This is a genomic window from Myxococcus sp. XM-1-1-1 (genome assembly GCF_020037095.1).
GTDB classification, from domain to species: Bacteria; Myxococcota; Myxococcia; order Myxococcales; family Myxococcaceae; genus Myxococcus; species Myxococcus fulvus.
Genome location: NZ_JAIQDH010000011.1, coordinates 18,569 through 31,512 on the forward strand (window position 1 = coordinate 18,569; position 12,944 = coordinate 31,512).

The 12,944-nt window shown below is 70.0% G+C and carries 11 protein-coding genes; all 11 read left to right on the forward strand.

Annotated features, from left to right (window positions below; all coding sequences use genetic code 11):
• Positions 1–4: 4 nt before the first annotated feature.
• Positions 5–490, forward strand: a complete 486-nt coding sequence (gene rimP, locus K8640_RS21875; protein ID WP_046712241.1) for a ribosome maturation factor RimP — start codon at positions 5–7, stop codon at positions 488–490.
• A 60-nt stretch (positions 491–550) separates the two neighbouring features.
• Positions 551–2,251 (forward strand): transcription termination factor NusA, encoded by a 1,701-nt coding sequence (nusA, locus tag K8640_RS21880; protein WP_141330376.1) that lies wholly within the window; start codon positions 551–553, stop codon positions 2,249–2,251.
• An 80-nt stretch (positions 2,252–2,331) separates the two neighbouring features.
• Positions 2,332–2,550 carry a YlxR family RNase P modulator gene (locus tag K8640_RS21885; RefSeq protein ID WP_141330374.1) on the forward strand — a complete coding sequence of 73 codons (219 nt, stop codon included), beginning with the start codon at positions 2,332–2,334 and terminating at the stop codon, positions 2,548–2,550.
• Positions 2,551–2,687: 137 nt separating this feature from the next.
• A complete protein-coding gene (gene infB / locus K8640_RS21890; protein ID WP_223748796.1) occupies positions 2,688–5,885 on the forward strand; it encodes a translation initiation factor IF-2 in 3,198 nt (1,065 codons plus the stop codon).
• Between the two features lie 111 nt (positions 5,886–5,996).
• Positions 5,997–6,614 (forward strand): DUF503 domain-containing protein, encoded by a 618-nt coding sequence (locus K8640_RS21895; protein ID WP_141329850.1) that lies wholly within the window; start codon positions 5,997–5,999, stop codon positions 6,612–6,614.
• Positions 6,611–6,970, forward strand: coding sequence for a 30S ribosome-binding factor RbfA (gene rbfA / locus K8640_RS21900; RefSeq protein WP_046712244.1), 360 nt, complete (start codon positions 6,611–6,613; stop codon positions 6,968–6,970). Before K8640_RS21895 ends, rbfA begins: the two co-directional genes overlap by 4 nt.
• A gap of 32 nt (positions 6,971–7,002) precedes the next feature.
• Positions 7,003–7,875 carry a tRNA pseudouridine(55) synthase TruB gene (gene truB, locus K8640_RS21905; RefSeq protein WP_223748797.1) on the forward strand — a complete coding sequence of 291 codons (873 nt, stop codon included), beginning with the start codon at positions 7,003–7,005 and terminating at the stop codon, positions 7,873–7,875.
• A 211-nt stretch (positions 7,876–8,086) separates the two neighbouring features.
• Positions 8,087–8,356 carry a 30S ribosomal protein S15 gene (gene rpsO, locus K8640_RS21910; protein ID WP_044279503.1) on the forward strand — a complete coding sequence of 90 codons (270 nt, stop codon included), beginning with the start codon at positions 8,087–8,089 and terminating at the stop codon, positions 8,354–8,356.
• Between the two features lie 374 nt (positions 8,357–8,730).
• A complete protein-coding gene (gene pnp / locus K8640_RS21915; RefSeq protein ID WP_223748798.1) occupies positions 8,731–10,899 on the forward strand; it encodes a polyribonucleotide nucleotidyltransferase in 2,169 nt (722 codons plus the stop codon).
• Positions 10,900–11,062: 163 nt separating this feature from the next.
• Positions 11,063–11,851: a hypothetical protein gene (locus tag K8640_RS21920; protein ID WP_223748974.1), complete on the forward strand. Its 789-nt coding sequence runs from the start codon at positions 11,063–11,065 to the stop codon at positions 11,849–11,851.
• A gap of 9 nt (positions 11,852–11,860) precedes the next feature.
• A complete protein-coding gene (locus K8640_RS21925; protein ID WP_223748799.1) occupies positions 11,861–12,871 on the forward strand; it encodes a M23 family metallopeptidase in 1,011 nt (336 codons plus the stop codon).
• Positions 12,872–12,944 lie beyond the last annotated feature (73 nt).

Sequence of the window (12,944 nt, forward strand, 5' to 3'; positions counted from 1 at the left end):
GGTTATGTCGGAGAAGAACCTCAAGCAGACGGTGGAGGAGCGGGCGAGCGCGGTGCTCGACCCCATCGTTGCGGGCGAGGGCCTGGAGCTCGTGGACCTGGAGTTCGTCCGGGAACGCGAAGGGTGGGTGCTGCGGCTCTTCATCGACAAGCCAGGGGGACGGGTGGGACTGGACGAGTGCAGTCAGGTTTCCCGCGCGGTGGACCCCATGCTGGACGTGGAGGACTTCATTCCCCACGAGTACAGCCTGGAGGTCTCCAGCCCTGGTGTGGACCGGCCGCTGAAGAAGCCGGCGCACTTCGAGCGGGTGGTCGGTCAGCGGGTGAAGGTGAAGACCTTCGGACCGTTGGGCGAGCCGCCGCGCAAGAACTTCGCCGGCAAGCTGGCCGGGGTGGCGGGCGACGGCATCTCGGTGGAGGTGGAAGGCGCCGGAACCTTCCACATCCTCTTCAAGGACATCGCGAAGGCGAACCTGGAGTTCGAGTTCTAGACGTCGACATACAGGGCACCCTGCCGCGCGGGGGGCCCGTGGCCCATTCAGGAGAAGACCATGCCCACGCAGCAAGCCAACCCGAGCGTCAACCTCAACCTCGTCCTGGACCAGGTCGCCAAGGACAAGGGCATCGACCGGGCTGTGCTGATTGCCACCCTCGAGGATGCGATGAAGACCGCGGCCAAGAAGCACTTTGGCCAGGACCGCAACCTCGAGGCCAAGTACGACCCCGAGAAGGGCGTGGTGGAGCTGTTCCAGGCCATCACCGTGGTGGAGGAGATCACCGACCCCGTGCAGGCGGTGAACCAGATCACCCTCGGTGAGTCCCACAAGAAGGGCATGGAGGTGGAGCCCGGCGACGAGCTCGTCTTCCAGATCTTCTACCGGGACGAGGACGCCAACGAGGCCAAGGCCCAGGACGACCAGTACGGCGACATCCTGCGCCTGAAGACCTTCCGCCGCGGCTTCGGCCGCATCGCGGCGCAGACGGCCAAGCAGGTCATCCTGCAGCGCACCCGCGACGCCGAGCGCGAGAACGTCTTCAACGAGTACAAGGACCGCAAGAACGAGATCGTCACCGGCATCGCCCGCCGGTTCGAGCGCGGCAACATCATCGTGGACCTGGGCCGCGCCGAGGCCGTCCTGCCGGTGCGCGAGCAGGTCCCGCGTGAGACGTACCGCCCGGGCGACCGCGTCCAGGCCTACGTGCTGGACGTGCTGCGCGAGTCCAAGGGCCCGCAGATCGTCCTGTCGCGCGCGTCCGTGAACCTGCTCACCAAGCTGTTCGAGATGGAGGTGCCCGAAATCGCCGAGGGCATCGTCGTCATCGAGGCCGCCGCGCGCGAGCCGGGTGGCCGCGCGAAGATCGCCGTCTCCAGCCGGGACTCGGACGTGGACCCGGTGGGCGCGTGCGTGGGCATGAAGGGCAGCCGCGTGCAGGCGGTGGTGCAGGAGCTGCGCGGGGAGAAGATCGACATCGTCCCGTACGACGAGGACCCGGCGCGCTTCGTGTGCTCGGCCCTGGCCCCCGCGGAGGTCAGCCGCGTCATCATCGACGAGGCCAACCACGCCATGGAGCTCATCGTCCCGGACGACCAGCTCAGCCTGGCCATCGGCCGGCGCGGCCAGAACGTGCGCCTGGCGGCCCAGCTGACGGGCTGGAAGCTGGACATCAACAGCGAGAGCCGCGTGCGGGAGATGCGCGAGTTCGCCAACCGCTCGCTGGGCGCGCTGCCGGGCGTCAACGAGATGCTGGTGGAGACGCTCTACGCGCACGGCTTCCGCCAGGCCCGCGACGTGGCCGAGGCCAACGCCGAGGTGCTGGCGCAGATCCCCGGCGTGGACCCCGCCCGCATCCCCTCCATGCAGGAGGCCGCCCGGAAGCGGATGGTCGAAGACCAGGCGGAGCTGTCCCGCATGGATTATGAAAGGGAGCAGGCCCGCATCGCCGAGGCGCGCCGCCACCCCGACGAGCTGAACCAGTCCGAGCGGATGGCGCGCGTGCGCGGCGTTGGCGAGAAGACCATCGAGCAGCTGCAGTCGTCCGGCTACCGCACGGTGGAGGACATCGCCAACGAGAAGGACCTCGCGAAGCTGGGCGACGTCCCGGGTGTGGGCATCAAGAAGGCCCGCCAGCTCAAGAGCGCGGCGGAGAACTACCTTGTGGAGGAGGCCAAGCTGCGCGCGGAGCTGAACGCCGAGCGCGGTATTTCGGCGGCGACCCTGGACGGTGGCGCGGAAGCCACCAAGTCGCCGTAAGCTAGAAGAGGAGAGGGGACGTGGGGCGCCCGACTGGCCGCTCGGAGCCAGCAGCAAGCGCGGAGTCAGGCCCGGTCCGGATGTGCGTCGGATGCGGGTCCAAGCGACCGCAAGCAGAGCTCACCCGGTTCGTGGTAGGCCCCGGGGGCGCCATCGTGGTGGACAGGGAGCGGCGGCTGCCCGGACGGGGCGCCTACCTGTGCGGTGTCGGTTGCATGACGGCAGCGCTGAAGCGGAAGGCATTTGCAAGGGCCTTTCGCGGGAAGGCGGGGTTGTTAGACCCGTCGCAGCTCGGGTAGGCAGAGCAGCCTGCGCCATGAGGGCGGAGGGGTGTTGGGGGGGAGTGGGTGTTAAGGACCACTCGCACACATTTTCGGGTTTGAGCTAGGGTGCTGCGCCCCGGAGTCGCCGGGTGTGGCAGGCCAACAAGGGCAATATGTCGAAGAAGCGCGTCCACGAAATCGCCAAGGAGCTCAAGGGCCACGGCATTGAGCTCGACAACAAGGAGGTCGTAAACGAGCTGTCCGCGCTCGGGTACGACGTCAAGAGCCATTCGTCCTCCCTCGATGACGACCAGGCGACCGCCGCCGTCCAGAAGATCCTGGACAAGCGCAAGCCGAAGCAGGCCGCGCCCCCCGTGACGGCGAAGGGGTTCGTGGTGCGCCGCAAGGTGGGCCCCCCCGCCGGCGCGTCGGGTGACGCGGGCATGGAGTCCCAGTCGGCTGACGCCGGGTACGAAGGTGTGCCCGAGTCCCTGCCGCCCGAGGCTCCGCCCCAGGCCCCAAGCCACACCATCGAAGCGGCCCCGCCGACCGTCGAGGAGCCCCCTCGCCACGTCGAGCCGCCCGCGCCCGCCGTCGAGTCGGCCCCCGCCCCCGTGGCGGAGGCGGCTCCCGTCGCCGCCGCGCCCGTGACTCCGCCCGCCTCCACGGTGGCCGAGCCGCCCGCGCCCGTCGCATCCCCTGTCACAGCCGAGGCTCCCAAGGCCCCGGTCGAGGCGCCTCGTGCGCCTGTCGCCCCTCCCGCTGCCGCCGCGCAGCCGCGTCCCCCTTCTCAGGAGAGTACCCACTTGCCCCAACCCCCTCCGCGCTCGCCGGTTCCGCCGACTGTCCGGACGCCTTCCTCCCCGTCTTCGTCCGCGACCGTCGTGTCCCGAGGCCCCGCGCCGGGCTACGGGCAGCGGAGCGGTCCTCCGGGCAATCGCCCGGGTGGCCCCGGGGGGCCGGGTGGACGTCCCGGGGGGCCGGGCGGTCCGGGTGGACGCCCCGGTGGTCCGGGCGGTCCCGGTGGTGGGCGTCCGGGTGGTCCCGGCGGCCCGGGGGGGCGTCCGGGTGGCCCGGGGGGGCGTCCGAGCTATCCGTCGTACCAGGGCCAGGGCGCGCGTCCGGGCCAGGGTCCGGTGCGGCCCAGCACGTCTCCGTCCGCGCAGGCCTCGGCCGGCGGCACCGCCGCGCCGCAGGGGCCCACCATCATGGTGGGCGGTGTTCCCCACGCGCAGGTGACCCCCACGGGTGGCCAGGCGCGGCCCACGGCCACGCAGGCCGTCGTCATCTCGCGCCCGCTCATCCAGGTGCGGCGCGTGACGCCCACCGCGGGTCAGGCCAAGCAGTACCCCATGGCGCCGGGCCGCGCGGGCATCCCCGAGCGGCGTGAGTACAAGGTGGTCCCGGACCACCTGGGCCGTGGCCGCGAGCTGGTGGACGTCTCCAAGAACAAGGAGCGGGGCCAGCGCAAGCGCACCAGTGGCGATACGACCAGCGTGTCCAAGCAGGAACTGACGGACATGGTCTGGGGCCGCGTCACCATCCCCATCCGTGGCAAGAAGCGCAAGCCCACGAAGAAGGGCGCCAAGACGCAGATCACCCAGATGGCCGAGGAGAAGAAGGTCATCAAGCTGCAGGAGGGCATCTCGGTGTCCGACCTGGGCCAGCGCATGGGTGTGCGCACCGCGGAGATCATCAAGAAGCTGATGGGCCAGGGGAAGATGGCCACGGCGAACCAGATGGTGGACGCCGACACCGCCGAAATCCTCGCCACCGACTACGGGTGGAAGGTCGAGCGCGTGGGCTTCGAGGTGGAGGACTACCTGCCCGAGGTGGAGGCCCGTCCCGAGGACGAGCGTCCGCGTCCGCCGGTCGTCACCATCATGGGCCACGTCGACCACGGCAAGACGAGCCTCCTGGACGCCATCCGCAGCGCCAACGTGGCGTCGGGCGAGGCGGGCGGCATCACCCAGCACATCGGCGCGTACAGCATCACCACCGCGCGCGGTGACGTCACCTTCCTGGATACCCCGGGTCACGAGGCCTTCACGTCCATGCGCGCCCGCGGCGCCAACGTGACGGACATCGTGGTGCTGGTGGTGGCCGCCGACGACGGCGTGATGCCGCAGACGGTGGAGGCCATCAAGCACGCGAAGGCGGCCGAGGTGCCCATCGTCGTCGCCATCAACAAGATGGACGTGCCGGGCGCCAACCCGGACCGCGTGAAGAAGGACCTGGCCAACCACGAGCTCACCCCGGAAGAGTGGGGCGGCGACACCATCATGGTGCCCGTGTCGGCCAAGACGAAGCAGAACCTGGACCTGCTGCTGGAGAACCTGGCGCTGCAGGCCGAGGTCCTCGAGCTCACGTCCAACCCGAACCGTCCGTCGGTCGGCGCCATCATCGAGGCCAAGCTGGACCGCGGCCGTGGCCCGGTGGCCACGGTGCTGGTGCAGGAGGGCACGCTCAAGCTGGGTGACGCCGTCGTCACCGGCTCGCACTACGGCCGTGTCCGCGCGATGAACAACAGCCGCGGCGAGCAGGTGAAGGAAGTCAAGCCGGGCTACTGCGCGGAGGTCATCGGCCTGTCCGGTGTCCCCAGCGCGGGCGACGCCATCAACGTGGTGGCGGACGAGAAGGCGGCCAAGCAGATCGCCGAGCACCGCAACATGAAGGAGCGGCAGACCGAGCTGTCCAAGGTCAGCCGCGAGTCCCTGGAGCAGCTGTTCGCCAAGACGAAGGCGGGCGGTGGACCCAAGGAGCTGCGCGTCGTCATCAAGGCGGACGTGCAGGGCTCGGCGGAGGCCGTCAAGCAGGCCGTCCAGAAGCTGTCCACGCACAAGGTCAAGGTGGAGATCGTCCACACGGGCGTGGGCGCCATCACCGAGGGCGACGTGATGCGCGCGGCCGCCTCCAAGGGCGTGGTGCTCGGCTTCAACGTGCACCCGGAGTCCGGCGCGGAGGCCGCGGCCAAGGCGCAGGAAGTCACCCTGCAGAGCTACTCCATCATCTACGAGCTCATCGACGGGGTGCGCACGCAGATGGAGGGCCTGCTGGAGCCCATCCGCACGGAGAAGAAGCTGGGCCGCGCGGAGGTCCGCAACACCTTCAACGTCCCCCGCCTGGGCACCATCGCCGGCGCGGCGGTGCTGGATGGTGTGATGAAGCGCGGCGCCTTCGTGCGCCTCATGCGCGAGAACAAGCAGCTGTTCTCCGGCAAGATGGCGTCGCTGCGTCGCTTCAAGGACGACGTCAAGGAGGTCGCGCAGGGCTTCGAGTGCGGTATCGGCATCGAGAGCTTCAACGACCTCAAGGCCGGCGACATCATCGAGGCCTACGAGATCGAGGAGACCCGGCAGAGCCTCACCTAGTCGTCGCTCGACCGAGTCCTCTTCGCCTCCGGGAAGGCCCCACCTTCCCGGAATGGTTTCGCCCGGGAGACCTCGCGACTTCGCGGGGTCTTCCGAGGCCGGGGGATTGGCATGTTCGTGGGTGTCGCACGTCTGACCCTCCAGATTCCGGAGAGCGGCTCGCTGAAGTCGAAGCGGCAGGTGCTCCGCCGGGTGATGGACCGGGTGAAGGCCCGCTTCAACGTGGCCATGGCGGAGGTGGAGGACCAGGACCTCTGGCAGAAGGCCACGCTCGCTCTCTCGGTGGTGGGCAACGAGCGCCGCCACGTGGACGAGCAGCTCGAGAAGGTCATCCACTTCATCGAGGAGATGTACGTCGCCCCGCTGATGTCGCGGGAGACGGAGATACTCGCCTTCGGAGACCAGCTCTTCGCGGGAGGCCCTTCGCAGGCTTCCTCGCTCGGGGCGAAGTCCGCGCGGCAGGTGTTGGACGAGGAGGACGAGGCGCTGTCTCCGGAGGAGGCGGCGGCCGAGTCGGAGGCGGCGATTGCCCGCTTCCTCAGGGGTGAGCGGGCTTCGTTGGCGGAAGCCGAGGGGTTGGGAGATTGGGAGCGCCGTCATGACGGCGACAACGACGGTGGCCCCGGTACGGGCCGCCCGTCTCCGTCGGGCGGTGGACGGATGACGCTGGACGAGGCACGGGCTCGCGCCCGCGCCCTGCGCAACCCGCGAGACTGGGAGAAGAAATGACGACGCATTCCCGACCCGAGCGAGTGGGGCAGGAGATCCAGGCGGCGCTGGGGGCCTTGCTGGCCCGTGGCGAGCTGCGGGACCCCCGCATCGGCTTCATCACGATTACCGGCGTGAAGGTCTCCCCCGACCTGCGCGTGGCCCGTGTCTTCTATTCGATGATGGGCACGGCCGAGGAGCGCTCCGAGACGCAGAAGGGGCTGGAGGCGGCCAAGGGCTTCGTGCGCCGCGCCGTCACCGAGGCCGTCAACCTGCGGGTGTCGCCCGAGGTCTTCTTCTCCTTCGACGAGTCTGTCGGCGAGGGCGACAAGATCGACCGTCTGCTGCGCGAGGTCCGGAGCAAGGAAGGCTGGTAGTTCTGGCGCCAGCCCCACAATATTGAGCGGACATGGACGGCGTCCTCGTCATCGACAAGCCCACCGGCCCCACGTCCTTCGACGTGGTGCGACAGGTGCGCTCGCTGCTCAAGCTGAAGAAGGTGGGCCACACGGGGACCCTGGACCCCATGGCCACCGGGGTGCTGCCCCTGTGTCTGGGCGAGGCCACCAAGGTGGCGGGCTTCATCACCGAGGGCGACAAGGCCTACGACGCCACGGTGCGCCTGGGCGCGGAGACGGACACCCAGGACGCGGAAGGGCAGGTGACGGCCCGGGCGCCGGTGCCCGCGCTGACGCCCGCGCTGCTGGAGGCCGCGCTCGCGCGCTTCCGGGGGCCCTTCGAGCAGGTGCCGCCCATGTATTCGGCGGTGAAGGTGGCCGGCAAGCGCCTGTACGAGCTGGCCCGCGCGGGTGAAGAGGTGGAGCGCGCCGCCCGCCAGGTGACGGTGTACGAGCTGGTGCTGCGCGACTTCTCCGCGGACCGGCTCCACCTGTCCGTGCGCTGCTCCAAGGGCTTCTTCGTGCGCACCCTGGCCTTCGACCTGGGCCGCGCGCTGGGCTGCGGGGCGCACCTGGAAGCGCTGCGTCGCACCTCCAGCGGGCCCTTCACGCTGGCGCGGGCGCTGCCCCTGACGGACGTGGCGTCCCTGGCGAAGGAGGGCCTCCTGGCCCCGCGGCTGGTGTCGCTCTCCGACGCGCTGGTGGACATGCCCGAGGTGCGGGTGAACGCGGACGAGGCGCGCCGCGTCTCCCACGGTGTTCCGGTGGAGGTCCCCGCCTCGCTCAAGCCCGGCCGCGTGCGGGTGATGGGACCGGACGGCGCGCTGCTCGCCGTGGCCGAGGGCGTGGGCGGGCGGCTGCGCTACCTGCGGGTGCTCGTCTAGGCGCCCCTTTGCGCCGGGTTGTGCGTCTTCTCACGCTCCCAGGCCTGGGGGGCGCACGGGCAGGCGTCCAAGGTTGACCCTGGGTAGGGCGAAGCTTATAAGCCCCCCGCTCGTTAGAAGCATGAGCATGAGACCCGGTCTGTACCCCTCCGCGGACCTGGGTGACTCAAGTGGTATCCACGCCGGAGCGGGACAGAAGGACGAGAATCACATGTCGCTGCATCAGGAGCGCAAGTCGGAGCTGGTGACGAAGTTCAGGACCCACGAGTCTGACACCGGGTCCCCCGAGGTGCAGGTGGCGCTGCTGTCCGAGCGCATCAACATGCTCACCGAGCACTTCAAGACGCACAAGAAGGACCACCACTCCCGCCGCGGTCTGCTGAAGCTGGTCGGTCAGCGTCGTCGGCTTCTGGACTACCTGAAGTCGAAGGACGTCACCCGGTACAAGAAGCTCATCGAGGGCCTCGGCATCCGCAAGTAGGCACCTCGGCAGCAAACGGGGCGCTGGTTCAACCAGCGCCCCGCGCGTTTGAGAAGGACGAAGCAGTTCGAGTCGCGGTGGGTGGTGGCGGGCGAGGGAGTGGTGCCGTCGGAGGTTTTGGTTTCCGTTCGGACCGGCTGACCTGGGGTGTGAGGTCGGCCGGTGCGATCAGGGATCAAAAGTTCCGGGACATCCCTCCGGCGCTCCGCAAGCGCCCTTCCGCAGTACAGGCTGGCGGTTGCCTGTCATGTGCCTTTTCGGGCCTTGGCGACCGCTCATACACCCCGAGGGCCCTCCCGGGGTGCCGGGTCCATTTGTCCTGGACCGGGTGCGTGCGGTGGGGTCCTCGCCCGAAGCAATACCGAGGCAAGGACATGTTGAAGAAGAGCGTCAAGATTGGCGAGAGCGAGCTGAGCATCGAGACGGGCCGTCTGGCCAAGCAGGCCGATGGCTCCGTGGTGGTCCGCTATGGCGACACCATGCTGCTCGTGACGGCGGTGAGCGCGCGGGAGAAGAAGGACATCGACTTCCTGCCGCTGACGGTGGAGTACCAGGAGAAGCTGTACTCGGCGGGTCGCATCCCCGGCAGCTACTTCAAGCGCGAGGGCCGGCTGACGGAGAAGGAGACGCTGGCCAGCCGCATCGTGGACCGCTCCATGCGTCCGCTGTTCCCGGAAGGCTACGCGTACGAGACGCAGATCATCGCCAGCGTCATCTCCGCGGACCCGGAGAACGAGGGCGACGTGCACGGCATCACCGGCGCCTCCGCGGCGCTGTGGGTGTCGGACATCCCGTTCGACGGCCCCCTCGCGGGCATCCGCGTGGGCCGCGTGGGCGGTCAGCTGGTGGCCAACCCCACCGCGAAGCAGCGTGAGCAGAGCGACCTGGACCTGGTCATGGCGGTCAGCCGCAAGGCCATCGTCATGGTGGAGGGTGGCGCGGAGGAGGTGTCCGAGCCCGACATGGTCGCCGCGCTGGAGTTCGGCTTCCAGTCCGCCCAGCCCGCGTTGGACCTGCAGGACGAGCTGCGCCGCGCGCTGAACAAGCAGGTGCGCTCGTTCGACAAGCCGGCCTCCGTGGACGAGGCCCTGCGCGGCAAGGTGCGCGAGCTGTCGATGGACGGCATCAAGGCCGGCTACGCCATCAAGGAGAAGGGCGCGCGCTACGAGGCGCTCTCCAAGACGAAGAAGGAGACGCTCGCCAAGCTCAAGGAGCAGCTCGCGGAGGCCTACACGCCGCTGGTGGAGAAGCACGCCAAGCAGGTGGTGGAAGACCTCAAGTACGAGCACATGCGCGAGATGACGGTCAACGGTGGCCGCATCGGCGACCGTGGCCACGACGTGGTCCGCTCCATCACGTGCGAGGTGGGCGTGCTCCCGCGCACCCACGGCAGCGCGGTGTTCACCCGTGGCGAGACGCAGGCGCTCGTGGTCGCGACGCTGGGCACCAGCGAGGACGAGCAGCGCCTGGAGATGCTCGGAGGCATGTCCTTCAAGCGCTTCATGCTGCACTACAACTTCCCCCCGTTCAGCGTGAACGAGACCAAGCCGCTGCGCGGCCCGGGCCGTCGTGAAATCGGCCACGGCGCGCTGGCGGAGCGCGCGCTGCGCAACATGGTGCCCAAGAGCGAGTCGTTCCCGTACACGGTGCGCCTCGTCTCCGACATCCTCGAGTCCAACGGCTCCTCCTCCATGGCCTCCGTGTGCGGTGGCACGCTGGCGCTGATGGACGCGGGCGTCCCCATCAAGTCGCCGGTGGCCGGCATCGCCATGGGCCTGGTGAAGGAGGGCGAGAAGATCGCCATCCTGTCCGACATCCTCGGTGACGAGGACCACCTGGGCGACATGGACTTCAAGGTGTGCGGCACCACCAAGGGCATCACCTCCATCCAGATGGACATCAAGATCACCGGTCTCACCACGGAGATCATGAGCCGCGCGCTGGAGCAGGCGCGTCAGGGCCGCCTCCACATCCTGGATGAGATGCTCAAGACGCTGGCGCAGCCGCGCAAGGAGATCAGCCAGTACGCTCCTCGCATCACGACCATCCAGATTCGTCCCGAGTTCATCAAGAACGTCATCGGGCCGGGCGGCAAGGTCATCAAGGACATCATCGCGCGCACCGGCGCGGCGATTAACATCGAGGACTCCGGCCGGGTGGACATCGCCAGCGCGAACGGCGAGGCCGTGAAGGCCGCCATCGCGATGATCCAGGCGCTGACCCGCGAGGCGGAGATCGGGAAGATCTACACGGGCACGGTGCGGAAGATCGCCGAGTTCGGCGCCTTCGTGGAGCTGTTCCCGGGCACCGACGGCCTCATCCACATCTCCGAGCTGTCCGACAAGCGCGTCAAGAGCGTCTCCGACGTGCTGAAGGAGGGCGACGAGGTGCTGGTGAAGGTCGTCAGCATCGACAAGACGGGCAAGATCCGTCTGTCGCGCAAGGAGGCGATGGCGGAGCGCGCGGCGGCCCAGCAGGGCGCGGCCGACGCGGTCGCCGCCCAGCCGTCTCCCGAGGCCACGCAGCCCAACGCCAAGGCGTGATGCCCCTGGGCACCCGGGCCCGCTCGTAGGGCCTCCGGGCAGCCTCGCACCCCCTTCCGCCACTCGCGCGGGAGGGGGTGTTTTCGATTCCAGGGAGACTGGCTTAGACCTGGACGGGGGGCGCGTGCGTTGGAGGTGCGAGCCCCGCTTCCCGGAGGCCCTGTTGCCGCCTGCTCCACCGCCCAGCTCCACTGGATTCGTCACCGACGTCTCGCGCCTGTTGGGGGCCTTCCGGTGGGCGTTCATGCCGCTGGGGCTGCTCGCGCTCGTCGCGGTGGGCGTGCACGCGGCGGCCGACACGCTGGATGACCGGCTCTTGTCGCTGGTGGACCGCGCGGACGCGGCCTTCGACGGGGTGGTGGGCCGCTACGATTTGACGGCGCCCATGGTGGAGTGGGTGTCGCTGGAGCTGCGCACGGAGATCGCGCGGGCCCTGGCCCTCCTGTGGGAGCTGGCCGCGGACCTGGTGCTGGCGCTGCCCGCGCTGGGCTACCGCGAGGCGGCGGCCGCCAGGCCCGCGGAGGCGTGGCGCGTGGCGCTGGAGGGGAAGCAGGCCCAGCCCTCGTGGCGCGCGTTGTGGCGGCGGTGTCTGCGTCAGCCCACGCCCATGCGGTGGCTCCGGCCCCTGTCCACGGCGGCGGTGGTGGTGGCGGGCGCGTGCACGGTGGCGCGGCTCCTCCAGGGCACGGTGTACCTCTCCTGGCGCGAGCTGATGGGAGACCGCGTGGCGGACGGGGGCGCGCGCGGACTGGCGCTCGTGGTGCTCGTGGGCGTGCTGGCCACGCTGGGCTGGCGCGCGGTGCTGCGAAACCTCCAGCACGCGGACGAGGCCTGCGCGAGCGTGTCCGGACGCAAGGCCTTCACCCGCGGCCTGCTCGGGTGCGCGGTGGTGGCGCCGCTGGCGGTGGCCGCGGTGCTGGACGCCTCTCCACTGCTGTCCTTCCTTCGCTAGGGGCCCGACATGTTTCCGCGCCAGGCCCGAGGCCTGCTGGACTTCTTGATGGCGGTGCTGTGCGTGTGGACGGCGTACCACCACACGCCCGCGGGCGCGCTGGTGCGCAAGGCCTCCGCGTGGGCCTTCTCCACGAAGAGCACCGCGCGCCCGCTGCTCGCGTACTACGACGGCGTGACGGGCACCTCGCTGGCGGCGCCCGTGCTCGTGCCCGAAGTCTCCATCGTGCGTCCGCTGACGGACGCCGAGGCCCTGGCGTGGGGCACGCACCTGGCGCTCAAGGGCCTGGATGCGCGGGCGCGCGAGCCCTCCTTGACGCTGGCCCAGGAGCTGGGCATCCCGATGGCGACGCTGCTGGACCCGGTGGAGGGCCCTCGCGCCGCGCGCAGGCTGCACGCGGCGCTGGCGGGGGACTTCCCCCAGGAGGAGGCGCGGCTGGCTGCCCTCTTCGTCGGCCGGGTCCCCGCACGCTACGCCGTGGAGCGGGTGGCGGCGGAGGGGCGCGCTCCGACGCTGGAGGCGCTGAACCGTCAGCTGCCGCCGGGCTTCGAGGGGGCGTCCGTCGGCGCGGCGCAGGCGCTCGCCTTGTCCACGACGTTCGGCCTGGGCTGGCCCGTGTACGAGAGCGCCCGCGTGACGAGCCCCTTCGGCGAGCGCCACCACCCCGTGCTGGGCACCCGGAAGCTGCACACGGGCGTGGACCTGGGCGTGCCCGTCGGCACGGAGGTCTCCGCGGTGGCCGAAGCCGTGGTGCGGCGCGCGAGCGAGGACGCGGTGAACGGCCGCGTGCTCGTCCTGGACCACGGGCGCGGGGTGACGACGGCGTACTGCCACAACTCGGAGCTGCTGGTGCGGGTGGGCGAGAAGGTGACGCGGGGGCAGCTCATCGCCCGCTCCGGCAACACCGGGCGCTCCACCGGACCTCATCTGCACTATCAGCTCGAGCTGGCCTCCCGGCCCATGGACCCGCTCAAGTTCCGCGCCACGGTGCGCGCCATGTCCCAGGACACCGCGCCCTGAGCGCGTCCGGGCCGGGCTTCCGGACCTGGAAGCCTGCCCGAGCCTGTCGTCCCTTCCGGGGACAACCCGTGAC